22 protein-coding genes are annotated in these 25524 nt (G+C 53.4%); 20 read left to right on the plus strand and 2 right to left on the minus strand.

Annotated features, from left to right (window positions below):
• The first annotated feature begins 147 nt into the window (after positions 1-147).
• Together OGX98_RS06435 and OGX98_RS06440 are read left to right on the plus strand one after the other, a co-directional pair.
• Complete coding sequence (locus tag OGX98_RS06435; protein WP_200010321.1) at positions 148-786, plus strand: DUF1007 family protein; 639 nt, start codon at positions 148-150, stop codon at positions 784-786.
• Complete coding sequence (locus OGX98_RS06440; protein WP_200010319.1) at positions 777-1757, plus strand: nickel/cobalt transporter; 981 nt, start codon at positions 777-779, stop codon at positions 1755-1757. The genes OGX98_RS06435 and OGX98_RS06440 overlap by 10 nt, the downstream gene beginning before the upstream one ends.
• Positions 1758-1815: 58 nt before the next feature.
• Here OGX98_RS06440 and suhB read toward each other — a convergent pair whose 3' ends face one another.
• The gene (gene suhB, locus OGX98_RS06445; protein ID WP_045446176.1) at positions 1816-2619 is read right to left on the minus strand and encodes an inositol-1-monophosphatase; all 804 of its coding nucleotides are present in this window, start codon (positions 2617-2619) and stop codon (positions 1816-1818) included.
• 118 nt (positions 2620-2737) lie between these two features.
• On the opposite strand from suhB, the gene trmJ reads away from it, so the two are divergent.
• The 11 genes from trmJ (at position 2738) to sseB (ending at position 11460) form a co-directional block, all read left to right on the plus strand.
• Complete coding sequence (trmJ, locus tag OGX98_RS06450; RefSeq protein ID WP_045446173.1) at positions 2738-3469, plus strand: tRNA (cytosine(32)/uridine(32)-2'-O)-methyltransferase TrmJ; 732 nt, start codon at positions 2738-2740, stop codon at positions 3467-3469.
• Between the two features lie 196 nt (positions 3470-3665).
• Positions 3666-4157 (plus strand): Fe-S cluster assembly transcriptional regulator IscR, encoded by a 492-nt coding sequence (gene iscR / locus OGX98_RS06455; RefSeq protein ID WP_003037674.1) that lies wholly within the window; start codon positions 3666-3668, stop codon positions 4155-4157.
• Positions 4158-4269: 112 nt separating this feature from the next.
• Positions 4270-5484, plus strand: coding sequence for a cysteine desulfurase (gene iscS, locus OGX98_RS06460; protein ID WP_286594994.1), 1215 nt, complete (start codon positions 4270-4272; stop codon positions 5482-5484).
• A 23-nt stretch (positions 5485-5507) separates the two neighbouring features.
• Positions 5508-5894, plus strand: coding sequence for a Fe-S cluster assembly scaffold IscU (gene iscU, locus OGX98_RS06465; protein WP_002913991.1), 387 nt, complete (start codon positions 5508-5510; stop codon positions 5892-5894).
• Between the two features lie 20 nt (positions 5895-5914).
• On the plus strand, positions 5915-6238 hold the full coding sequence (gene iscA, locus OGX98_RS06470) for an iron-sulfur cluster assembly protein IscA (RefSeq protein ID WP_003037681.1): 324 nt from the start codon (positions 5915-5917) through the stop codon (positions 6236-6238).
• 108 nt (positions 6239-6346) lie between these two features.
• Entirely contained in the window at positions 6347-6862 is a 516-nt protein-coding gene (gene hscB / locus OGX98_RS06475; RefSeq protein WP_045446165.1) for a co-chaperone HscB, read from the plus strand.
• 14 nt (positions 6863-6876) lie between these two features.
• On the plus strand, positions 6877-8727 hold the full coding sequence (gene hscA, locus OGX98_RS06480) for a Fe-S protein assembly chaperone HscA (RefSeq protein ID WP_286594995.1): 1851 nt from the start codon (positions 6877-6879) through the stop codon (positions 8725-8727).
• 1 nt (position 8728) lies between these two features.
• Positions 8729-9064: an ISC system 2Fe-2S type ferredoxin gene (gene fdx / locus OGX98_RS06485; protein ID WP_042317595.1), complete on the plus strand. Its 336-nt coding sequence runs from the start codon at positions 8729-8731 to the stop codon at positions 9062-9064.
• 11 nt (positions 9065-9075) lie between these two features.
• Complete coding sequence (gene iscX / locus OGX98_RS06490) at positions 9076-9276, plus strand: Fe-S cluster assembly protein IscX (protein WP_045446157.1); 201 nt, start codon at positions 9076-9078, stop codon at positions 9274-9276.
• 53 nt (positions 9277-9329) lie between these two features.
• Positions 9330-10613, plus strand: coding sequence for an aminopeptidase PepB (gene pepB, locus OGX98_RS06495; RefSeq protein WP_045446154.1), 1284 nt, complete (start codon positions 9330-9332; stop codon positions 10611-10613).
• A 70-nt stretch (positions 10614-10683) separates the two neighbouring features.
• Positions 10684-11460: an enhanced serine sensitivity protein SseB gene (sseB, locus tag OGX98_RS06500; protein WP_286594996.1), complete on the plus strand. Its 777-nt coding sequence runs from the start codon at positions 10684-10686 to the stop codon at positions 11458-11460.
• A 44-nt stretch (positions 11461-11504) separates the two neighbouring features.
• Here sseB and sseA read toward each other — a convergent pair whose 3' ends face one another.
• A complete protein-coding gene (gene sseA / locus OGX98_RS06505; protein WP_045446151.1) occupies positions 11505-12347 on the minus strand; it encodes a 3-mercaptopyruvate sulfurtransferase in 843 nt (280 codons plus the stop codon).
• Positions 12348-12553: 206 nt separating this feature from the next.
• Here sseA and OGX98_RS06510 point away from each other — a divergent pair, with 206 nt between their 5' ends.
• The 7 genes from OGX98_RS06510 to hisS all read left to right on the plus strand — a co-directional run bounded on the left by OGX98_RS06510 (position 12554) and on the right by hisS (position 25516).
• Positions 12554-17485 (plus strand): alpha-2-macroglobulin family protein, encoded by a 4932-nt coding sequence (locus OGX98_RS06510; protein ID WP_286594997.1) that lies wholly within the window; start codon positions 12554-12556, stop codon positions 17483-17485.
• Positions 17486-19798, plus strand: a complete 2313-nt coding sequence (pbpC, locus tag OGX98_RS06515; RefSeq protein WP_286594998.1) for a peptidoglycan glycosyltransferase PbpC — start codon at positions 17486-17488, stop codon at positions 19796-19798. It begins immediately after the preceding gene.
• Between the two features lie 138 nt (positions 19799-19936).
• On the plus strand, positions 19937-20368 hold the full coding sequence (ndk, locus tag OGX98_RS06520) for a nucleoside-diphosphate kinase (protein WP_045446143.1): 432 nt from the start codon (positions 19937-19939) through the stop codon (positions 20366-20368).
• Positions 20369-20537: 169 nt separating this feature from the next.
• Positions 20538-21704: a dual-specificity RNA methyltransferase RlmN gene (gene rlmN, locus OGX98_RS06525; protein WP_045446140.1), complete on the plus strand. Its 1167-nt coding sequence runs from the start codon at positions 20538-20540 to the stop codon at positions 21702-21704.
• Positions 21705-21987: 283 nt separating this feature from the next.
• Positions 21988-22986 (plus strand): cytoskeleton protein RodZ, encoded by a 999-nt coding sequence (gene rodZ / locus OGX98_RS06530; protein ID WP_286492274.1) that lies wholly within the window; start codon positions 21988-21990, stop codon positions 22984-22986.
• Positions 22987-23012: 26 nt separating this feature from the next.
• Positions 23013-24131 (plus strand): flavodoxin-dependent (E)-4-hydroxy-3-methylbut-2-enyl-diphosphate synthase, encoded by a 1119-nt coding sequence (gene ispG, locus OGX98_RS06535; protein ID WP_286594999.1) that lies wholly within the window; start codon positions 23013-23015, stop codon positions 24129-24131.
• 110 nt (positions 24132-24241) lie between these two features.
• Complete coding sequence (hisS, locus tag OGX98_RS06540; protein WP_045446131.1) at positions 24242-25516, plus strand: histidine--tRNA ligase; 1275 nt, start codon at positions 24242-24244, stop codon at positions 25514-25516.
• The last annotated feature ends 8 nt before the right edge of the window (positions 25517-25524 follow it).

Here is a 25524-nt window from a genome sequence, read left to right on the forward strand (position 1 = left end):
GGGAAACAAAATTTCAAAATTGAGAACTGAATCGAGACCACAAAGAGGGGCTAAATATTCTTCCGTTCAATGGTATGCTCACCACACTTTCGCCAAAGACGTCATCATTGCGATTGTGGCGGCCTGTATTTTTATCGTGGAGAACTCATGCAACGCGTTAAACATATTGTCATAACGTTGCTTCTCGCTGTTCTGTCCTTTAGTGCTGGCGCGCATCCGCATAGCTTTATTCATCTGAAAACCGAGATAGTCAGCGAAAATAACCAGTTTGTGGCGTTGAAAATGCGCTGGACAATGGACGAAATCACCTCGGCCGACCTGCTATATGACGCGGGCAATGCCAAACCGGGAGATGAAGTGTGGAAAAAACTGGCGGCAGAAGTGATGGCGAATGTACTCGGACAACACTACTTCACCGAAGTGTGGCATGCCGGGCAAAAGGTAAAATTTAAAAATCGCCCGACAGAATATGGCATGGAGCGTAAGGAACACCAGGCGGTGCTGACGTTTGTTTTGCCGCTGGCCGAACCGCAGCCGCTGGGTGGACAGACCTATGTCATATCCACGTTTGATCCAACCTATTACGTGGATATGAGCTACGACAAAGACAGCGATGCCACCCTGGCGCCGGCCATAAGCAAGCAATGCCGGATTAGCGTGCACACGCCTACGCCTGATGAAGAAACGCTGAGTTTTGCGCAGTCGCTGGATAAAGAAGATGCGCCGCCGGAGGATATGGATTTGGGTAAACAGTTTGCACAGAAGGTAACGGTGGAATGTCAGTAATCTGGCAACAACGCATATTCGGCCGCCGCTGGCTGACACTGTGGCCGCTGGTCGTGTTTTTGCTGCTGGCGACAGGCGGTGGGCTGTGGTTATGGCATGCCTGGCCGCAGGTCATGGTGAAAAGTATTCTCTGGCAGCGTGAGGTCAATCAGCAAATGAGTGGCTTGCTTAAAGCCGTCGCCGCCAGCCCCACCCAGGCAGGTGGTTCGTTGCTGTTGTTTAGTTTTGTTTATGGAGTATTGCACGCGCTGGGGCCGGGGCATGGAAAAATCGTCATCACCACCTGGCTGGCGACGCACCCTTCTAAGCTTAAATCGAGTATCGGACTGACGCTCGCCTCTTCCTTATTACAGGGGCTGGTAGCGATTGGGCTGGTGGTTGCGGTGCTGACAGTTCTGCAATTGCCGGCTCGACAGCTACACATGAGCAGTTTCTGGCTGGAAAAGGGGAGTTATGCGCTGGTGGGCACACTGGGCGTTTTGCTGTGCTGGCGGGCGCTGAAAAAATTAAGCAAGCTGTTGCGTCGCCCCAAATTTACCTCCTTCACGGCCCATCATGTACATCACGACGGTTGTGGTTGTGGGCATCAGCATTTACCTGACCCTGAACAGATACAGAGCGGTGATGACTGGCGCGCCCGGATGATGATTATTCTCTCAATGGGTATGCGCCCGTGTTCCGGGGCGATTATGGTGTTGCTGTTCAGTAAAGTGGTTGGTGTATTTAGCTGGGGAATGGCATCGGCGCTGGCAATGGCGGCGGGAACATCCCTTACCATTTCTTCTCTGGCATTACTGGTACACTTTTTCCGTACGCTGGCGGTGAGGCTCAGTAGAAATAAGGCACCGGTGTTATGGCGTCAGGTCGGCTGGAGCACGCTGGCATTAGCCGGGGGGGCGGTGTTGATTGTTGCTGCTGTGGTGATGTGGGTAAGTGCAGTACCGGTTGGCAGGGGATTAAGACCGTTTTGAAAAGTGCCGGATAGTTTTCAGGCCCGGCAGGCGGTAACGCCACCGGGCACTGCTGAGATTAACGCTTCAGCGCATCACTCAGTTCGTCACGCATGTTCGCCAGCATAGCTTTAACGACGCGCGGATTGCCTGCAACGATGTTGCCGGTTGACATGTAGTTATGACCACCGGTGAAGTCGCACACCAGTGCGCCTGCTTCACGAGCAATCAGTTCACCTGCGGCAAAATCCCACGGCTTAAGGCCGATTTCGAAGTAACCGTCAACACGAGCGGCGGCAACATAGGCCAGATCCAGCGCAGCAGAGCCGGTGCGACGGAAGTCAGCGCACTCGGTAAACATTTTGCCAAGGATCTTCATGTAAGAGGCGGCGTGTTGCTTCGCTTTAAACGGGAAACCAGTAGCGATGATAGTGCCGTCCAGATCGCGAGCGGTGCTACCACGCAGACGGTAACCATTCAGCTGTGCGCCCTGGCCGCGAGTTGCGGTGAAGAGTTCGTTACGCATTGGATCGTAAACAACAGCGACTTCAGTACGGCCTTTGATGCGTACTGCGATGGATACCGCGAAGTGCGGCAGACGTTTTACGAAGTTGGTAGTGCCATCCAGTGGATCGATAACCCATTGAACATCCAGATCTTCACCAACATGTTCACCGCTTTCTTCGGTGATGATGGTGTGCTGTGGGTAAGATTTGCGGATCGTTTCGATAATAATCGCTTCTGCGGCTTTATCGACGTTAGTCACGAAATCATTGCTGCCTTTCTGGCTGGTTTCTACAGAGTCAGGCGTTTCGTAGTGTTTGGCAATTACATTACCCGCCTTGCGCGCTGCGCGCACGGCGATGGTCAGCATCGGATGCATCGGTCTCTCTCACTGGATGTTAAAGAACGGGAAAACGGCGCAGAGTATAGCAGCGAGTTCGGAATATGTCTTCGTTTTATGATAATATGGCCGAATAATCTTAAGCTGAAGAAATACAATGCTGCAAAATATTCGAATTGTGCTGGTGGAGACTTCTCACACTGGCAATATGGGTTCTGTCGCCCGTGCCATGAAAACCATGGGTTTAACCAATCTGTGGCTGGTAAATCCACTGGTAAAACCGGACTCCCAGGCCATCGCCCTGGCGGCCGGTGCCAGTGACGTGATTGGCAGTGCGCAAATCGTTGACACGCTTGATGAAGCGCTGGCCGGTTGCAGTCTGGTTGTCGGTACCAGTGCGCGTTCGCGTACATTACCGTGGCCGATGCTCGACCCACGCGAATGCGGATTAAAAAGCGTCGCTGAAGCGGCGAATACTCCTGTGGCGCTGGTCTTTGGTCGTGAGCGCGTTGGGTTGACCAACGACGAACTACAGAAATGCCATTATCACGTCGCCATTGCGGCTAACCCGGAATACAGTTCGCTCAATCTGGCGATGGCAGTACAGGTCATTTCTTATGAAGTGCGCATGGCCTGGCTGGCAACGCAGGAAAGCGGTAAGGCTGCGGACTATGAAGAAACTCAGTATCCGTTGGTGGATGATTTAGAACGTTTTTACGGTCATCTGGAACAGACGCTGTTGTCGACGGGCTTTATTCGTGAGAACCATCCGGGGCAGGTAATGAATAAACTGCGCCGTCTGTTTACCCGTGCGCGCCCGGAGAGCCAGGAGCTGAATATTCTGCGTGGAATGCTTGCATCTATTGAGCAGCAGAATAAAGGAAAATAGACCAGCTTTAATGCTGGATGGCGCTGCGCTTATCCGGCGCTAAGAATAGCGCACTGAAAGTTAAATACTTGACTAAATTAGTCAAGTAAATAGTTGACTGATTTAGTCGGGAATGTCAGACTTGCCCCTGCTATGCAATACCCCCATTTTACAATAAAAAACCCCGGGCAGGGGCGAGTTTGAGGCTAAGTAAGACATGAGACTGACATCAAAAGGGCGTTATGCCGTGACCGCAATGTTGGACGTTGCGCTCAACTCCGAAACGGGCCCGGTACCGTTGGCTGATATTTCTGAACGTCAGGGAATTTCCCTGTCATATCTGGAGCAGCTGTTCTCCCGTTTGCGTAAAAACGGTCTGGTTTCCAGCGTACGTGGACCAGGCGGCGGGTATCTGCTGGGTAAAGATGCAGGTAGCATCGCAGTAGGTGAAGTAATCAGCGCTGTTGACGAGTCGGTTGACGCCACTCGTTGCCAGGGCAAAGGTGGTTGTCAGGGTGGTGATAAGTGCCTGACACATGCGCTGTGGCGTGATTTGAGTGACCGTCTGACCGGTTTCCTCAACAACATAACCTTAGGTGAACTGGTGAATAACCAGGAAGTACTGGATGTGTCTGGTCGCCAGCACACGCATGACGCTCCACGCACTAACCGTGCACAAGACGCGATCGACGTTAAGTTACGCGCTTAATAATAGTATTTCAGAATCAGGCCGGGGTGTTGCACACCCCGTTAACTCGGTCGTACATCCAGCCGGTTGCCTGATTCCTTGCATTGAAGCGATGTACGGAGTTTATAGAGCAATGAAATTACCGATCTATCTCGATTACTCCGCAACCACGCCGGTGGACCCGCGTGTTGCCGAGAAAATGATGCAGTTTTTGACCCTGGACGGAACCTTTGGTAACCCGGCCTCTCGTTCACACCGTTTCGGCTGGCAAGCAGAAGAAGCGGTAGATATCGCCCGTAATCAGATTGCTGATCTGGTCGGTGCCGATCCGCGTGAAATCGTCTTTACCTCTGGTGCGACTGAATCCGACAACCTGGCGATTAAAGGTGCTGCCAACTTTTATCAGAAAAAAGGCAATCACATCATCACCAGCAAAACGGAACACAAAGCCGTGCTGGACACCTGTCGTCAACTGGAGCGTGAAGGGTTTGAAGTGACTTACCTCGCCCCACAGCGCAACGGCATCATCGATCTGAAAGAGCTTGAAGCGGCGATGCGTGATGACACCATTCTGGTTTCTATCATGCACGTGAACAACGAAATCGGTGTGGTACAGGATATCGCGACTATCGGCGAAATGTGCCGTGCGCGTGGCATCATCTACCACGTTGATGCGACCCAGAGCGTGGGCAAACTGCCTATCGATCTGAGCCAGCTGAAAGTTGACCTGATGTCCTTCTCCGGTCACAAAATTTACGGTCCGAAAGGTATTGGTGCGCTGTACGTTCGTCGTAAACCTCGTATTCGCATCGAAGCTCAGATGCACGGCGGTGGTCACGAGCGCGGTATGCGTTCCGGTACGCTGCCTGTCCACCAGATCGTTGGTATGGGTGAAGCTTACCGTATCGCGAAAGAAGAGATGGAAACCGAGATGGCGCGTCTGCGCGGTCTGCGTAACCGTCTGTGGAACGGCGTAAAAGATATGGAAGAGGTGTACCTGAACGGTGACCTCGAGCATGGCGCACCGAACATTCTCAACGTCAGCTTCAACTTTGTTGAAGGCGAATCGCTGATTATGGCGCTGAAAGATCTGGCTGTTTCTTCCGGTTCTGCCTGTACGTCTGCAAGCCTGGAACCTTCCTATGTGCTGCGTGCGCTGGGTATGACTGACGAGCTGGCACACAGCTCAATCCGTTTCTCTTTAGGTCGTTTTACTACCGAAGAAGAGATTGACTACACCATCAATCTGGTTCGCAACTCCATCGGCCGTCTGCGTGACCTTTCTCCGCTGTGGGAAATGTTCAAACAGGGCGTGGACCTGAACAGCATTGAATGGTCACATCACTAATCGGTAGATAAGGAGAATTCATCATGGCTTACAGCGAAAAAGTAATCGATCATTACGAGAATCCACGTAACGTGGGCTCTTTTGACAATAGCGACGAGAACGTGGGCAGCGGCATGGTGGGTGCACCTGCTTGTGGCGACGTGATGAAGTTGCAGATCAAAGTCAACAATGAGGGTATCATTGAAGACGCGCGTTTCAAGACTTATGGCTGCGGTTCCGCGATTGCCTCCAGTTCTCTGGTCACCGAATGGGTGAAAGGGAAATCACTGGACGAAGCACAGGCGATTAAAAATACCGATATCGCTGACGAACTTGAACTGCCACCAGTGAAAATTCACTGTTCTATTCTGGCTGAAGACGCGATCAAAGCCGCGATTGCGGATTACAAAAGCAAACGTGAAGCAAAATAATTAAGAGTTGAGGTTTTATTATGTCGATTACCTTAAGCGACAGTGCAGCAGCGCGTGTAAATACCTTCCTGGCAAACCGCGGTAAAGGGTTTGGTCTGCGTCTGGGCGTGAGAACCTCCGGCTGCTCAGGTATGGCCTATGTACTGGAATTTGTTGACGAGCCGGCGGCTGAAGATACCGTGTTTGAAGACAAAGGCGTTAAAGTTGTGGTCGACGGCAAGAGCCTGCAATTCCTCGACGGTACGCAGTTAGACTTCGTCAAAGAAGGTCTGAACGAAGGGTTTAAGTTCACCAACCCGAACGTGAAAGACGAATGTGGGTGCGGCGAAAGCTTCCACGTGTAACGCGCTTACCGATAACCCCACCGTGGTCGCCTGCGTGTGGGGTTTGTTTTACCTGACTCTCTGGTTTTGCCACATCGAACAACAGAGAATCGATGCCCTGAGAATGTTATGGACTACTTCACCCTCTTTGGCTTACCGGCCCGTTATCAGCTCGATACTCAGGCGCTGAGCCTACGTTTTCAGGATCTACAACGTCAGTATCATCCTGATAAATTCGCCAGCGGTTCCCAGGCGGAACAACTCGCTGCTGTTTCGCAGTCCGCCACTATCAACCAGGCCTGGCAAACGCTGCGCCATCCCTTGATGCGCGCCGAATATTTACTGTCTTTACACGGCTTTGATATCCAAAGCGAGCAGCATACGGTGCGTGATACCGCGTTCCTGATGGAGCAGCTCGAACTGCGCGAAGAGCTGGATGAAATTGAACAGGCAAAAGACAGTGAACGTCTGGATGCATTGATGAAACGCATCAATGACATGTACACCGTTCGTCATCAACTGATGGTGGAACAGCTGGATAGCGAGGCGTGGGACGTGGCGGCAGATACCGTGCGTAAACTGCGTTTTCTCGATAAACTGCGAAGCAGTGCAGAACAACTCGAAGAAAAACTGCTCGATTTTTAATTTCGGAAGCGAAAATGGCCTTATTACAAATTAGTGAGCCTGGTCTGAGCGCTGCGCCACACCAGCGTCGTCTGGCGGCAGGCATCGACTTAGGCACCACCAACTCTCTGGTCGCGACCGTACGCAGCGGCCAGGCCGAAACGCTGGCTGACCACGAAGGTCGCCACCTGTTGCCGTCAGTGGTTCACTATCAGCAGCAGGGGTATTCGGTTGGTTACGATGCTCGTGCCAACGCTGCGCTTGATACGGCAAACACTGTTAGCTCGGTAAAACGTATGATGGGCCGCTCGCTGGCGGATATCCAGGCGCGCTACCCGCATCTACCTTATTCGTTCCAGGCGAGCGAAAACGGCTTGCCGATGATCGAAACCGCTGCCGGTTTGCTCAATCCGGTACGCGTCTCAGCCGACATACTGAAAGCGCTGGCCGCGCGGGCGACCGAAGCGCTGTCCGGCGAACTGGATGGCGTGGTGATCACTGTTCCGGCTTACTTTGATGATGCTCAGCGTCAGGGGACGAAAGACGCCGCGCGCCTGGCTGGCTTGCACGTGCTGCGCCTGTTGAACGAACCGACAGCTGCGGCAATCGCCTATGGCCTGGATTCCGGTCAGGAAGGTGTGATTGCCGTTTATGACCTCGGTGGCGGTACTTTTGATATTTCTATTCTGCGTCTGAGCCGTGGCGTGTTCGAAGTACTGGCGACCGGTGGTGATTCCGCGCTCGGCGGCGACGACTTCGACCACCTGCTGGCTGATTACATTCGCGAGCAGGCGGGCGTTGCCGATCGCAGCGATAATCGCGTGCAGCGTGAACTGCTGGATGCCGCCATTGCCGCTAAAATTGCGCTCAGCGACGCCGGGTCCGTGACGGTCAACGTGGCGGGCTGGCAGGGTGAAATCACCCGCGAAACCTTTAATGAACTGATTTCCGCACTGGTTAAGCGCACGCTGCTGGCCTGTCGTCGCGCGTTGAAAGATGCGGGCGTAGAGCCGCAGGATGTGCTGGAAGTGGTGATGGTCGGTGGTTCAACGCGCGTGCCGCTGGTGCGTGAGCGCGTGGGTGAATTCTTTGGCCGTACGCCGCTGACTTCTATTGATCCGGATAAAGTGGTCGCCATCGGCGCGGCAATCCAGGCTGATATTCTGGTCGGGAATAAACCAGACAGCGAAATGCTGTTGCTGGACGTTATCCCACTGTCCCTGGGGCTTGAAACCATGGGCGGTCTGGTGGAAAAAGTGATCCCGCGTAACACCACTATTCCGGTGGCGCGCGCACAGGATTTCACCACCTTTAAAGACGGTCAAACCGCGATGTCCATCCACGTGATGCAGGGCGAGCGTGAGCTGGTGCAGGACTGCCGTTCACTGGCGCGTTTTGCGCTGCGTGGTATTCCGGCGCTGCCAGCAGGCGGCGCACATATCCGCGTCACCTTCCAGGTCGATGCGGACGGACTGCTAAGCGTGACCGCCATGGAGAAATCCACTGGAGTGGAATCCTCCATCCAGGTCAAACCATCCTACGGATTGACCGACGGTGAAATCGCCTCAATGATTCAGGATTCGATGAGTTTTGCCGAGCAGGATGTCAAAGCCCGCATGTTGGCAGAACAAAAAGTCGAAGCGGCACGTGTGCTGGAAAGTTTATCCGGTGCGCTCGCTGCTGATGCCGCGCTGTTAAGCGCCGCAGAACGTCAGGCTATCGACGCCGCCGCCGCGCATTTGAGCGAGGTTGCACAGGGCGACGATGTTGACGCTATCGAACAAGCCATTAAAAACGTAGACAAACAAACCCAGGAATTTGCCGCTCGCCGTATGGATAAATCCGTCCGTAGCGCGCTGAAAGGCCATTCCGTGGACGAGGTTTAATATGCCAAAGATTGTTATTTTGCCTCATCAGGATCTCTGTCCCGATGGCGCAGTTCTGGAAGCTGAGACCGGCGAAACTATTCTCGACGTTGCCCTGCGTAACGGCATTGAGATTGAACACGCCTGTGAAAAATCCTGTGCCTGCACTACCTGTCACTGCATCGTACGTGAAGGTTTTGACTCTTTACCGGAAAGTACGGAAGAAGAAGACGACATGCTGGATAAAGCCTGGGGGCTGGAGCCGGAGAGCCGTTTAAGCTGTCAGGCGCGCGTCACCGGGGATGATTTAGTGGTCGAAATCCCACGTTACACAATCAATCATGCGCGTGAGCATTAACAGAGGGTAGTATGGGACTGAAGTGGACCGATAGCCGCGAAATCGGCGAGGCGCTGTATGATGCGTTCCCCGATCTCGATCCTAAGACCGTTCGTTTCACCGATCTTCATCAGTGGATCTGCGATCTTGAGGAATTTGATGACGACCCTGGCGCATCCAATGAAAAAATTCTGGAGGCGATTCTGCTAGTCTGGTTAGATGAAGCAGAGTAAGTCACATAACGGGCTGCCATATGGCGGCCCGTTTGCTAATAAGGATAAATAAAATGACAGAAGCCATGAAAATTACGCTTTCCACGCAACCGGCCGATGCTCGCTGGGGTGAAAAGGCGACATACAGTATTAATAATGACGGCATTACCCTGCACCTTAATGGAAAAGATGATCTGGGGCTTATTCAGCGTGCCGCGCGTAAAATTGATGGTCTGGGTATCAAACATGCCCAACTTGACGGCGAAGGCTGGGATATCGAGCGTAGCTGGGCATTCTGGCAAGGCTACAAAGGGCCTAAAGGCAGCCGCAAAGTTGAATGGGCAACCCTGGATGAGGCGCAGCGCAAAGAGCTGGACAGCCGCCTGAAAATCATTGACTGGGTACGAGACACCATCAATGCCCCGGCAGAAGAGCTTGGCCCGGAACAACTGGCGCAGCGTGCTGTTGACCTGCTGTGCAGCGTGGCGTGTGATAACGTTTCTTATCGCATCACCAAAGGTGAAGATCTGCGCGAACAGAATTATATGGGACTACATACGGTTGGCCGGGGTTCTGAACGCCCGCCGGTACTGCTGGCGCTGGACTACAACCCGACAGGCGATAAAGAAGCGCCTGTCTATGCCTGCCTGGTCGGCAAAGGGATTACCTTTGACTCCGGTGGTTACAGCATCAAACAAAGCGCGTTTATGGACTCCATGAAGTCTGACATGGGCGGTGCGGCAACGGTGACCGGCGCGCTGGCGTTTGCAATCACCCGTGGTCTGAACAAACGTGTGAAGCTGTACCTGTGCTGTGCGGATAACCTGATTAGCGGCAACGCGTTCAAGCTGGGCGATATCATTCGCTATCGCAACGGCAAAAATGTTGAAGTGATGAACACTGACGCTGAAGGGCGTCTGGTACTGGCGGATGGTTTAATTGACGCCAGTGCGCAGAAGCCGGAGCTGATTATTGATGCCGCTACCCTGACAGGTGCAGCGAAAACGGCGTTAGGTAATGATTATCACGCGCTATTCAGCTTTGATGACAAGTTAGCGGCTCGCCTGCTGGCAAGCGCTGCTGAGGAAAACGAACCGTTCTGGCGTCTGCCGCTGGCGGAATTCCACCGGAGTCAGTTGCCGTCTAATTTTGCGGAACTGAATAATACCGGTAGTGCTGCCTATCCAGCAGGTGCGAGTACCGCTGCGGGGTTCCTGTCACACTTCGTCGAAAACTATCAGCAAGGCTGGTTGCATATCGACTGCTCTGCAACTTATCGTAAAGCGCCGGTTGAGCAATGGTCCGCGGGTGCGACCGGTCTGGGTGTACGCACGATTGCTAACCTGTTAACCGCGTAACTTATGACTGTATTGCCGGATGGCGTTTCGCGCATCCGGCTTGCACGTATTCATCCAATTTGTGGTTCTTATGTCTGAAACAAAAAACGAATTAGAAACGTTGCTGGAAAAAGCCGCGACAGAGCCTGCGCATCGTCCGGCATTTTTTCGCACTTTGCTGGAGTCTACCGTCTGGGTACCGGGTACAGCCGCAGAAGGTGAGGCGGTGGTTGAAGACAGTGCGCTGGATTTGCAGCACTGGGAAAAAGAAGACGGCACTACTGTAATCCCGTTTTTCACCTCCCTTGAAGCGCTGCAACAGGCCGTTGAAGATGAGCAGGCGTTTGTCGTCATGCCGGTGCGTACACTGTTTGAAATGACGCTGGGCGAGACGCTGTTTCTCAATGCCAAGCTGCCGACGGGCAAAGAATTTATGCCGCGCGAAATCAGTCTGCTGATAGGTGAAGAAGGGAATCCGCTGAGTACCCAGGAAGTGCTGGAAGGCGGCGAGTCGCTTATCCTCTCTGAGGTTGCGGAACCGCCGGCACAGATGATTGACTCACTGACCACGCTGTTTAAAACCATTAAACCCGTTAAACGGGCATTTATCTGCTCGATTAAAGAGAGTCCTGATGCTCAGCCGAACCTGCTGATTGGCATTGAAGCCGATGGTGATATTGAAGAGATTATTCATGCAACAGGTAGCGTAGCAACTGACACGTTACCGGGGGATGAACCTGTTGATATCTGCCAGGTGAAGAAAGGTGAGAAAGGGGTAAGCCACTTTATTACTGAGCACATCGCACCGTTCTATGAGCGCCGCTGGGGCGGTTTCCTGCGCGATTTTAAACAGAATCGAATTATCTAAAAGATGTTGCCGGATAAGCGAAGTGTTATCCGGCATTTCAAACGTTATGCCGGTTCTACTGGTAAATCGTTGCGCGCTCCCCATTCGCTCCACGCGCCGTCATACAATGCGACGTTGGGGACACCCAGCGTGGCAAGTGCCAGCACCACGACGGCAGCCGTAACGCCGGAACCACAACTGGCAATGATTGGTCTGTCGAAACTGACGCCGTGGCTAAAGAAAATGGCATCCAGCTCGTCGGTTGTTTTTAATTCCCCGTCACGAACCAGTTCTGTCCACGGTACGTTCAGTGCACCGGGAACATGGCCGCGCTTCAGGCCAGGACGCGGTTCGTCAATCTGCGCATTAAAACGTGCAGCCGGACGGGCATCCACGATCTGTGCCGTTTTTTCATGGCTGGCCAACAGGACATCGGTCACCTTAACTACAGCTTCTGGTGTAAACGCCACGTCAAACTCACCCTCTGGTAAATCAACGATTCCTTCCTGCAGCGGTAGCTCATCACGCTGCCAGCCCGCCAGCCCGCCCGCCAGAATAGAGACATTTTCTACGCCAAATGTCCTCAGCATCCACCATGCGCGCGGGGCAGAGAACAGATTGCCTTCGTCGTAGATCACCAAATGTTTATCCTGATGAATACCAGACTCGCGCATGGCGACGGCGAAAGCTTCCGGGCGCGGCATCATATGCGGTAACGGTGATGTATGGTCGGAGAGTGCTTCGATATCAAAAAAGATCGCGCCGGGAATATGGCCAGAACGATACTCTTCGCCAACATCGCGATCTTCCTGTCCTGGCGGTGCCATACGGGCATCAAGAATTTGTATTTCCGGATCGTCAATATGTTCGATAAGCCAGTCGGCAGCGACAAAGAAGGCGGTGGTCATAGGCATCTCCATTTTTACCAGGTTTCGGCAAATTGTCGGATGTTTACCTGAAAGGGACAAGTAAAAGAGGCTGATTTGTCAGGCGGATCCACATTAATCACGAAAATTTAGACTACGCGGACGAGTTACTGGCTTCCACAACCTGAAATCTCACGCATAATAGTTGTTCTACGTAGCTAACAGGCCACTACGGCCAGGGATGAAAAATGAAATATATACGCGTAGCGGCCTGTATGCTGATGTTGGCGCTGGTGGGGTGCGATAATAACGATAAGCCGCCGACGGACGGGAAAAATGATGCACCAGCCCCGCAAACCGCCCCGGCAAAAGATAAGGCCCAGTTAGAGAAACTGACGCAGCAAAGTCAGGGTAAGGCGTTGACGCTGCTCGATGCCTCTGAAGTTCAGTTAGACGGTGCGGCGACGTTGGTGCTGACTTTCTCCATTCCGCTCGATCCAGAGCAGGACTTTTCCCGTGTCGTGCACGTTGTTGATAAGAAAAACGGCAAAGTTGATGGTGCCTGGGAACTGGCGCCAAATCTGAAAGAATTGCGTTTACGTCATCTGGAACCTAACCGCGAACTGGTGGTGACCATTGAGCGTAATTTGCTGGCGCTGAATAAGGCAACATTTGGCATCGATTATGAAAAAAACATCACCACGCGCGACGTCCAGCCGAGCGTAGGATTTGCCAGTCGTGGTTCTCTGTTGCCGGGTAAAGTTATCGAAGGGCTGCCGGTGATGGCGCTGAATGTCGATCGTGTGGACGTGAACTTCTTTCGCGTGAAGCCGGAGTCGCTCGGAGCGTTTATCAGCCAGTGGGAATACCGCAACTCCCTGTCCAACTGGGAGTCCGACAATCTTCTGAAGATGGCCGAACTGGTCTATACCGGGCGCTTTGACCTCAATCCTGCGCGCAATACCCGTGAGAAGCTGTTGTTGCCGCTGGGCGATATCAAACCGTTGCAGCAGGCAGGCGTTTACGTTGCGGTGATGAATCAGGCCGGGCATTACAACTACAGCAATGCCGCCACGCTGTTCACCCTCAGCGACATTGGTGTTTCCGCACACCGTTACCACAACCAATTGGATGTCTTTACCCAGAGCCTGGAAAATGGAGCTTCCCAGCAGGGAATTGATGTCACCTTGCTGAATGAGAAAGGGCAGACGCTGGCGCAGGCGACCACTGATGCACAGGGACACGTTAAGCTTGAGACCGATAAAGAAGCGGCGTTACTGCTGGCGCGCAAAGACGGGCAAACCACGCTGTTGGATCTGAAGTTGCCCGCTCTGGATTTGGCTGAATTTGATATTGCGGGCGCGCCGGGATACAGCAAACAGTTCTTCATGTTCGGCCCGCGCGATCTTTATCGTCCTGGTGAAACGGTGATACTTAATGGATTGCTGCGCGACAGCGACGGCAAAACGTTGCCCGATCAACCGATTAAACTGGAAGTGATAAAACCCGATGGACAGGTGTTACGCACTGTAGTCAGCCAGCCAGAGAACGGTCTTTACCGTCTGAGCTGGCCGCTGGACAGTAGCGCGCCAACCGGAATGTGGCATATCCGGGCAAACACCGGGGATAACCATGCGCGGATGTGGGATTTCCACGTCGAAGATTTTATGCCAGAGCGGATGGCGCTCAATCTCACCGCCAGCAAGATGCCGATAGCGCCGACTGACGACGTGAAGTTCTCGGTTGTTGGTTACTATCTGTACGGTACGCCAGCGAATGGCAATGCCTTGCAGGGACAGCTTTTCCTGCGGCCACTGCGTGAGGCGGTGCCGGCATTGCCAGGATTCCAGTTTGGTAATATTGCCGAAGAAAACCTCTCCCGCAGCCTGGATGAAGTTCAGCTCACGCTGGATGAAAACGGTCGTGGTGAAGTGGTAACGAATAGCCAGTGGCAAGAAGCGCACTCCCCTCTACAGGTTATTTTGCAGGCGAGTTTGCTGGAATCGGGCGGTCGTCCGGTGACGCGCCGGGTCGAACAGTCTGTCTGGCCTGCCGATATTCTGCCGGGCATCAGGCCACAATTTGCAGCGAAATCTGTATATGACTACCGTACGGATACCACCGTTAATCAGCCCATTGTTGATGAAGACAGCAATGCAGCTTTTGATGTTGTGTATGCTGATGCCCAGGGATCGAAAAAAGCCGTTTCAGGTTTACAGGTTCGTTTGATTCGTGAACGCCGGGATTACTACTGGAACTGGTCAGAAGGCGAGGGGTGGCAATCACAATTTGATCAAAAGGATCTGGTTGAAGGTGAACAGACGCTGGATCTTAAGGCCGATGAAACCGGTAAGGTTAGCTTCCCGGTTGAGTGGGGGGCTTACCGTCTGGAGGTCAAAGCGCCGAACGATACGGTGAGCAGCGTGCGCTTCTGGGCCGGATACAGCTGGCAGGATAACAGCGATGGTAGCGGTGCGGTGCGTCCCGATCGCGTAACGCTGAAACTGGATAAACCCAACTATCGTCCTGGCGATACCATGAAGTTACACATCGCTGCGCCAACCGCTGGCAAAGGCTACGCGATGGTGGAATCCAGCGAGGGGCCACTGTGGTGGCAAGAGATAGATGTACCTGCTGATGGACTGGATCTCTCTATCCCGGTCGATAAAACCTGGAATCGACACGACCTTTATCTCAGTGCACTGGTAATTCGTCCTGGTGACAAATCGCGTTCTGCAACACCAAAACGCGCAGTCGGATTGCTGCATCTGCCGTTGGGTGATGAAAACCGCCGTCTTGATTTGACGCTGGATAACCCTGCCAAAATGCGTCCAAATCAGCCTCTGACCGTTAAAGTGAAGGCCAGTGTTAAAAACGGTGCAGTGCCAAAACAAGTTAACGTACTGGTTTCTGCGGTGGACAGCGGAGTGTTGAATATTACGGACTACACCACGCCGGATCCATGGCAGGCGTTTTTCGGGCAGAAACGCTATGGGGCGGATATTTACGATATTTATGGTCAGGTGATCGAAGGGCAGGGCCGTCTGGCGGCGCTGCGTTTTGGTGGCGATGGCGATGAGTTAAAACGTGGCGGTAAACCGCCGGTCAATCACATCAATATCGTGGCACAACAGGCGTTGCCGGTAATACTCAACGATCAGGGTGAAGGCACGGTGACGTTGCCGATTGGTGATTTTAACGGTGAACTGCGGGTGATGGCCCAGGCCTGGACGGCGGATGATTTTGGCAGTAGCGAAAGTAAAGTGATTGTCGCCGCGCCGGTCATTGCCGAACTGAATATGCCGCGCTTTTTAGCCGGAGGCGATAGTTCGCGCCTGACGCTGGATGTGACTAACCTGACTGACAGGCCGCAGACGCTGAATATCAAGCTTACCGCCAGTGGATTACTGGAGCTGATTGGTCAGGCCCCTGCGCCGGTGAATCTTGCCCCGGGAGTGCGTACTACGTTGTTTATCCCGGTGCGGGCGCTGGAAGGGTTTGGCGATGGCGATATTCAGGCGGTTATCAGTGGTCTGGTGTTGCCAGGAGAAACGCTCCCGGCTCAGCATAAGCAGTGGAAGATTGGTGTTCGTCCGGCATTCCCGGCGCAGACCATCAATAATGGCGTGGCGCTGCAACCTGGTGAAACGTGGCAGATCCCGGGGGAGGAACTGATCAATTTTTCCCCTGTAACCATGCAGGGGCAACTACTGTTCAGCGGTAAGCCGCCGCTAAATCTGGCACGCTACATCCGTGAACTAAAAGCCTATCCGTACGGTTGCCTGGAGCAAACGGCAAGCGGATTATTCCCGTCTTTGTATACCAATGCCGCGCAACTGAAGGCGTTAGGTATTGCTGGCGATAGTGATGAGAAGCGTCGTGCAGCGGTTGAGATTGGTATTTCCCGGTTACTGCAAATGCAGCGTGACAACGGAGGTTTTGCTCTGTGGGACAAGAACGGTCCTGAAGAGTACTGGCTGAGCGCGTATGTGATGGATTTCCTCGTTCGCGCTAACGAACAAGGCTACAGCGTTCCGGCAGAAGTGATTAACCGGGGTAACGAACGACTGCTGCGCTATTTGCAGGATCCGGGCATGATGTCGATTCGCTACACCGACGATACACCGGCAAGCAAATTTGCCGTGCAGGCATACGCCGCGCTGGTACTGGCTCGTCAGCAAAAAGCACCGCTTGGGGCACTGCGTGAGATTTGGGAGCGTCGTGCTCAGGCCGCTTCCGGTTTACCGTTGCTGCAACTGGGGATTGCGCTGAAAAACATGGGTGATGCGAATCGCAGTGAACAGGCGTTGACGCTGGCGCTGAATACTCCGCGTCGCGATGCACAACAGTGGATGGCGGATTACGGCAGTCAGCTTCGTGATAATGCACTGATGCTGGCATTGCTGGAAGAGAATAAGCTTAAACCTGATGTGCAGAACACGTTGTTGAATACGTTGTCGGAACAGGCTTTTGGTCAGCGTTGGCTCTCAACTCAGGAAAATAACGCGCTGTTCCTGGCCGCGCGTACCCTACAGGATCTGCCGGGAACCTGGCAGGCGCAGACCTCGCTCTCCGAACAACCGTTGGCAGGTGAAAAATCGAAAACCCATAATCTGGATGCCGACCAGTTATCCACGCTGACGGTAACCAATACGGGGAATCTGCCGCTGTGGCTGCGCCTGGATGTGAGTGGTTATCCGCAAACTTCACCGCTGCCGGCAAGCAATGTGCTGAGTATTGAGCGTCAGGTGCTGGGTACGGATGGACAAAGTAAATCACTCTCGACGTTGCGTAGTGGGGAACTGGTGCTGGTATGGCTGATGGTGAAAGCTAACCAGAATGTACCGGATGCACTGGTGGTTGATTTACTGCCTGCCGGACTGGAGCTGGAAAACCAGAATCTGGCTAACGGCAGCGCGAGTCTGCAGGACAGCGCAAGCGATGTGCAGAATCTGCTTAATCAGATGCAGCAGGCGGATATCCAGCACGTTGAATTCCGTGACGATCGCTTTGTCGCTGCAGTGGCTGTCAACGAAGGGCAACCTGTCACGTTGGTGTATCTGGCGCGAGCGGTAACGCCGGGAACGTATCAGGTTCCCGTCCCGCAGGTGGAATCGATGTATGTTCCGCAATGGCGAGCCACCGGTACGGCAGAGGGACCACTGATTGTCAGACCGTAAATGATGCGCTGGGTTGGTAAACGCGGCCGCTGGCTTTGGCTGGCAGCCGCACCGCTTTTGATGGCGGCAGTTGTCTGGGGTGCAGACAAAATCTGGCCACTGCCGCTCACTGAGGTCAACCCGGCACGCGTGGTGGTGGCGCATGACGGTACGCCGCTGTGGCGCTTTGCCGACGCTGAGGGTATCTGGCGTTATCCGGTAACCATTGATGAAGTATCGCCCCGTTACCTTGAGGCGTTGATCAACTATGAAGATCGCTGGTTCTGGAAACATCCCGGCGTCAATCCGTTATCAGTGCTCCGCGCTGCCTGGCAAGATCTCTCATCGGGGCGAGTGATTTCTGGTGGCAGCACGCTCACCATGCAGGTGGCCAGGCTGCTCGATCCTCATCCGCGCACCTTTGGCGGCAAGTTTCGCCAACTCTGGCGCGCACTCCAGCTTGAGTGGCATCTCTCCAAAAATGACATTCTGACACTGTATCTGAACCGTGCGCCGTTTGGCGGCACGCTTCAGGGGGTCGGCGCGGCAAGCTGGGCGTATCTTGGCAAATCACCTGCGCAACTGAGTTACTCCGACGCTGCTTTACTGGCTGTTCTGCCACAGGCACCAAGTCGTCTGCGCCCCGATCGTTGGCCGGATCGTGCCGAAGCCGCGCGCAATAAAGTGCTCGAGCGCATGGCGACGCAGGGTATCTGGTCAGCTAAGCAGGTGCAGGAATCCCGTGAAGAACCGGTCTGGCTGGCACCAAGACAGATGCCGCAATTAGCACCATTATTCTCGCGCATGATGTTGGGCAAAAGTCAGCGTGACAAAATTGTGACCACGCTGGATGCAGGACTGCAACGCCAACTGGAAGAACTGGCGCAAAACTGGAAAGGACGGCTTCCGGCGCGCAGTTCGCTGGCAATGATTGTCGTTGATCATACCGATATGAGCGTCCGTGGCTGGGTGGGGTCAGTGGATATGAATGACGACGCCCGCTTTGGTCATGTGGATATGGTGAATGCGATTCGCTCGCCAGGCTCGGTGCTTAAACCCTTTGTCTATGGTCTGGCGTTGGATGAGGGACTGATTCATCCGGCTTCCCTGTTGCAGGACGTACCGCGACGTACAGGAGATTATCGTCCCGGTAATTTTGACAGCGGTTTTCATGGCCCAGTGAGCATGAGCGAGGCGTTGGTACGTTCGCTGAATTTACCTGCTGTCCAGGTGCTTGAAGCCTATGGCCCGAAGCGATTTGCCGCTAAATTGCGTAACGTCGGTTTACCGTTGTACTTACCAACCGGAGCGGTGCCGAATCTTTCGTTGATCCTGGGAGGTGCAGGTGCAAGGCTTGATGACATGGCGGCGGCGTACAGCGCATTTGCCCGGCATGGCAAAGCGGGGACATTGCGCTTGCAACCAGACGACCCACTGCTGGAACGTCCGCTGATGTCACCGGGGGCGGCATGGATCATTCGTCGGATTATGGCGGATGAAGCCCAGCCGTTACCGGATAATGCCCTGAGCAGAGTTGTGCCGCTGGCATGGAAAACCGGTACCAGCTACGGCTATCGCGATGCGTGGGCGATTGGTGTTAACGCGCGATATGTGATGGGTATCTGGACTGGCAGACCGGATGGTACTCCGGTGGTCGGGCAATTCGGTTTTGCCAGTGCTGTGCCTTTGCTGAATCAGGTTAATAATCTGCTGCTGGCGCGCGGGGCGAATCAGCCTGAAGATCCACGTCCAGATTCTGTCAGCCGTGGTGTGGTGTGCTGGCCTGGGGGGCAATCGCTTCCAGCCGGTGATAGCAACTGTCGTCGTCGTTTAGCCACCTGGCTACTGGATGGCAGCCAACCGCCCACGCTGTTATTACCTGAGCAGGAAGGGGTCAGTGGTATCCGTTTTCCAGTCTGGTTAGATGAGGCGGGAAAACGAGTGGCTGCGGATTGCGAACAGGCGCATGAACAAACGTTAATCGTCTGGCCTTTACCACTGGAATCCTGGCTACCACCTTCTGAACGCCGTACTGCGCGGCTACCGCCAGTTTCATCAATTTGTCCTCCGCTGGGACAGGACGCTCTGTTACCGCTCCAGTTGACAGGTGTGCGTGATAGCGCGATTGTGAAGCGCTTACCCGGCTCACCGGAAGTCTCAGTACCGGTGTATATCAGCGGTGGAGCAGGTGAGCGCTGGTGGTTTCTTAACGGCGAGCGACTGGAGGAGCGAGGACGCTCTCTTACCTTGCGGTTGGCGGTTAAAGGGGAATATCAGTTGCTGGTCATGGATGATGCCGGGCAGGTTACGGCGGTGAGATTTTCTTTGCAATAGACTCGTTTGATAGCGGTTGTTGCTAAAATTCATCTTATTTTAAAGAAATGTTACCTTCGTCAATAGTCAACCGCCGGGATGCTCTTTATAATCCGCGCCAGGTAAACCACAACAAAACATCTTTTTTCAGAGGTAATCATGGCTATTGAACGTACTTTTTCCATCATCAAACCAAATGCGGTGGCAAAAAACGTTATTGGGAACATCTTTGCGCGCTTTGAAGCTGCAGGGTTCAAAATTGTCGGTACTAAAATGCTGCACCTGACCGTTGAGCAGGCTCGTGGTTTCTATGCCGAGCACGACGGTAAGCCGTTCTTTGACGGTCTGGTTGAATTCATGACCTCTGGTCCAATTGTTGTTTCCGTGCTGGAAAGCGAGAATGCCGTCCAGCGTCATCGTGATCTGCTGGGCGCTACCAATCCGGCGAATGCGCTGGCGGGTACCCTGCGTGCGGACTACGCTGACAGTTTCACCGAGAACGGCACTCACGGTTCCGACTCGGTAGAATCTGCCGCGCGCGAAATTGCCTATTTCTTCGGTGAAGGCGAAGTGTGCGCTCGTACTCGTTAATTTAACGGGTTCGTTTACATATTATTTTCGCTAATGCTTCGTGCAAACGTGGCATCCCTGCGCCAGACTTTGTACAATGCAACGCCCCGGAAGAGCAGACCGCTTGCCGGGGCGTTTCTTTTTAACCCTCCACGGGCCATAACGTGTAACAACGAGGCCGGAAAATATTATGTCTGAATTAGTTAACACCTCTGAAGTCGCCATTGCTGCGGTTCCAAATAAAAATGGAAAAATTAACCTGCTGGATCTGAACCGTCAGCAGATGCGCGAATTCTTCAAAGAGATGGGCGAAAAGCCGTTTCGTGCCGATCAGGTCATGAAATGGATGTACCACTATTGCAGCGACAACTTTGATGACATGACTGACATCAATAAAGTGCTGCGTAACAAGCTGAAAGAAGTGGCTGAAATTCGTGCGCCTGAAGTTGTTGAAGAACAACGTTCGTCTGATGGCACCATCAAATGGGCCATCGCGGTTGGCGATCAGCGCGTTGAAACGGTCTACATCCCGGAAGATGACCGCGCTACCCTGTGTGTTTCTTCACAGGTTGGTTGTGCGTTAGAGTGCAAATTCTGCTCTACGGCTCAGCAGGGCTTTAACCGCAACCTGCGAGTATCGGAAATCATTGGTCAGGTCTGGCGCGCGGCGAAGATCGTCGGGGCGGTGAAAGCGACGGGCGTGCGCCCGATTACCAACGTAGTGATGATGGGCATGGGTGAACCGCTGCTCAATCTGACTAACGTGGTACCGGCAATGGAAATCATGCTTGATGATTTCGGTTTTGGCCTGTCAAAACGCCGCGTGACGCTGTCTACTTCAGGCGTTGTACCTGCGCTGGATAAGCTGGGTGATATGATTGACGTTGCGCTGGCGATCTCTTTGCATGCGCCGAACGATGAAATTCGTGACGAGATTGTGCCGATCAACAAAAAATACAATATTGAAACGTTCCTGGGGGCTGTGCGTCGTTATCTGGAGAAATCCAATGCGAACCAGGGGCGCGTTACGATTGAGTATGTGATGTTGGATCACATCAACGATGGTACCGAACATGCCCATCAGCTTGCCGAACTGCTGAAAGATACGCCGTGTAAGATCAACCTGATCCCATGGAACCCGTTCCCTGGCGCGCCGTATGGCCGTAGCTCCAATAGCCGTATCGATCGTTTCTCCAAAGTGTTGATGAGCTATGGTTTCACGACCATTGTGCGTAAAACACGTGGTGACGACATTGATGCAGCCTGTGGTCAGCTGGCGGGTGATGTTATTGACCGCACCAAGCGTACTCTGCGTAAGCGTATGCAGGGTGAGTCTATCGATATCAAGACCGTTTGATGTTGAGCGCACTACGGTATAATTAATGTGCCGTAGTGCGATATAAGTACATGAGGTTCTTTGTTGTCGCTGCCTCGACAATAATAACGGTGCGTTTTTGTCGACTTTAAGGCAGTATGTAGCGGCGCAACAAGAGTTTAGCCCTCAGGTTTACGCTGTTTTGTCATTGATAGTCAGACCGTTTTATACTGTCAGACTAAGGTTAACTGACCAGATGTTTCGCGGTGTGGGTGAGCATTGTGACTCACCGGCATCAGAACCCCAATTTACGCAGCTGTAGCGAATGAATACTGAAGCCACGCACGACAAAAATGAAGCACTAACCACCGGCGTTCGTCTGCGCAATGCCCGTGAACAACTCGGATTCAGCCAGCAGGCAGTCGCGGAGCGACTTTGCCTGAAGGTTTCCACGGTACGTGATATTGAAGAAGATAAGGCGCCAGCCGATCTTGCTTCAACATTCCTGCGTGGATATATCCGTTCCTATGCGCGTCTGGTGCATATTCCTGAAGAAGAACTGTTGCCAGGGCTGGAAAAACAGGCTCCGATTCGCCCAGCCAAAGTTGCCCCGATGCAAAGCTTTTCGCTGGGTAAACGTCGTAAAAAACGTGACGGCTGGTTAATGACCTTTACCTGGCTGGTGCTGTTCGTCGTTGTAGGACTGACAGGTGCCTGGTGGTGGCAGAACCATAAAGCGCAGCAGGAAGAGATCACCACGATGGCCGATCAGTCTTCTGCTGAGTTGAATGCCGGTAAAGATAATGCACAAAGCGTGCCGCTGGATACCAGCGCAGCAGCAAGCCAGGATAATACCCCGGCTCAGGAAGAGAGTGCAGTAGCCGGTTCAGCGCAAACGCCTGATGCTGCTACGACACCAGCACCTGCTACAGATGCTTCGCAAAATGCTGTTGTGGCACCTTCCCAGGCGAATGTTGATACTGCGACCACAGCCCCCGTTGCGCCAGATACAGCTGCGCCGTTGCCTACTGATCAGGCGGGTGTCACAACACCTGCTGCTGATGCTAATGCCCTGGTAATGAACTTTACCGCCGACTGCTGGCTGGAAGTTACGGACGCGACCGGTAAAAAACTGTTTAGCGGCATGCAGCGTAAAGATGGCAATTTAAATCTTACCGGCCAGGCACCGTACAAACTGAAAATTGGTGCTCCGGCAGCAGTGCAGATTCAGTATCAGGGTAAACCTGTCGACCTGAGTCGTTTTATCAGAACTAACCAGGTTGCGCGTCTGACCGTTAATGCCGAACAATCACCGGCTCAGTAACAGACGGCAATGCGGGAGATTTTTTAATGCATAACCAGGCTCCAATTCAACGTAGAAAATCGACACGCATTTACGTTGGGAATGTGCCGATTGGCGATGGCGCACCCATCGCCGTACAGTCTATGACGAACACACGCACCACTGATGTGGCGGCGACGGTCAATCAAATCAAAGCGCTGGAACGCGTAGGCGCTGACATTGTTCGTGTCTCAGTACCGACAATGGATGCCGCCGAAGCGTTCAAGCTCATCAAACAGCAGGTATCTGTCCCGCTGGTTGCCGATATTCACTTCGACTATCGCATTGCGCTGAAGGTGGCGGAATACGGCGTCGATTGCTTGCGTATCAACCCTGGCAATATTGGTAACGAAGAGCGTATCCGCATGGTGGTGGATTGCGCTCGTGATAAAAATATTCCTATCCGTATTGGCGTAAATGCCGGATCGCTGGAAAAAGATCTACAGGAAAAATACGGCGAACCTACGCCGCAGGCGTTGCTGGAATCAGCTATGCGTCATGTGGATCATCTCGATCGTCTGAACTTCAACCAGTTCAAGGTCAGCGTTAAAGCTTCGGACGTTTTCCTCGCGGTAGAATCCTATCGTCTGCTGGCGAAACAGATCGATCAGCCGTTGCATCTTGGGATCACCGAAGCCGGTGGCGCGCGCAGTGGTTCGGTTAAATCTGCGATCGGACTTGGATTGTTGTTGTCCGAAGGGATCGGCGACACGCTGCGAGTCTCTCTGGCAGCCGATCCGGTCGAAGAGATCAAAGTGGGATTCGATATTCTGAAATCGCTGCGCATCCGCGCGCGCGGGATCAACTTTATCGCCTGTCCAACCTGTTCCCGTCAGGAATTTGACGTCATTGGTACGGTTAACGCGCTGGAGCAACGTCTGGAAGATATCATCACGCCAATGGATGTTTCGATTATCGGTTGTGTGGTAAATGGACCTGGTGAAGCACTGGTTTCGACGCTGGGCGTGACCGGCGGCAACAAGAAAAGCGGCCTGTATGAAGACGGCGTGCGTAAGGATCGTATCGATAACGACGATATGATTACGCAGCTTGAAGCCCGCATTCGTGCCAAAGCCAGCATCCTGGATGAAACGCGTCGAATTGATGTGCAGCAGGTTGAAAAATAATAACGTGATGGGAAGCGGCGTGCTTCCCGTGTATGATTGAACCCGCATGGCGCCCGTAGTATTCGGGTTAGCGTTGAGGGTTCATTTTTATATTCATAAAGAGAATAAACGTGGCAAAAAACATTCAAGCCATTCGCGGCATGAACGATTATCTGCCTGGCGAAACCGCCATCTGGCAGCGCATTGAAGGCACACTCAAAAACGTGCTCGGTAGCTACGGTTACAGTGAAATCCGCTTGCCGATTGTAGAGCAGACCCCGTTATTCAAACGCGCGATCGGTGAAGTTACCGACGTGGTTGAAAAAGAGATGTATACCTTTGAGGACCGTAATGGCGACAGCCTGACTCTGCGTCCTGAAGGAACCGCGGGCTGCGTACGCGCCGGCATCGAACATGGTCTCCTGTACAATCAGGAACAGCGTCTGTGGTACATCGGGCCGATGTTCCGTCACGAACGTCCGCAAAAAGGACGCTATCGCCAATTCCATCAGTTGGGTGTCGAAGTGTTTGGCCTGCAAGGTCCGGACATCGATGCAGAGCTGATTATGCTGACAGCTCGCTGGTGGCGCGCGCTGGGTATATCCGAGCATGTTAGCCTGGAGCTGAACTCTATCGGTTCACTCGAAGCGCGTGCAAATTACCGCGATGCACTGGTGGCCTACCTGGAGCAGCATAAAGAAAAGCTGGACGAAGACTGTAAGCGTCGCATGTATACCAATCCGCTGCGCGTGCTGGACTCTAAAAACCCTGAAGTACAGGCCCTGCTTAATGATGCTCCTGCACTGGGTGACTACCTGGATGACGACTCTCGCGAGCATTTCGCGGGTCTGTGCAAGCTGCTTGAATCTGCTGGAATTGCCTACACCGTTAACCAGCGCCTGGTTCGTGGCCTCGACTACTACAACCGCACCGTGTTTGAATGGGTAACCAGCAGCCTGGGTTCGCAGGGTACCGTGTGTGCGGGTGGACGTTATGATGGCCTGGTAGAGCAACTTGGCGGACGTGCGACTCCGGCAGTGGGTTTTGCCATGGGTCTGGAACGACTTGTTTTGTTAGTTCAGGCAGTTAATCCGGAATTTATTGCTTCCCCTGTTGTCGATATATACCTGGTCGCTTCGGGCGTGGATACACAGTCGGCGGCAATGACGCTGGCTGAACGTCTGCGTGATGAAGTTCCCGGTGTGAAACTGATGACCAACCACGGTGGCGGCAACTTTAAGAAACAGTTTGCCCGCGCCGATAAGTGGGGCGCCCGCGTTGCACTGGTACTGGGTGAGTCCGAGGTGGCTGACGGTACTGTTGTAGTGAAGGATTTGCGCTCTGGTGAGCAAACGGCAGTAGCGCAGGATAGCGTTGCCACGCATTTGCGCACTTTACTGGGCTAAGGAGAAGG

It is taken from the genome of Citrobacter sp. Cm046, from assembly GCF_030333065.1.
Taxonomy (GTDB): Bacteria; Pseudomonadota; Gammaproteobacteria; order Enterobacterales; family Enterobacteriaceae; genus Citrobacter; species Citrobacter murliniae.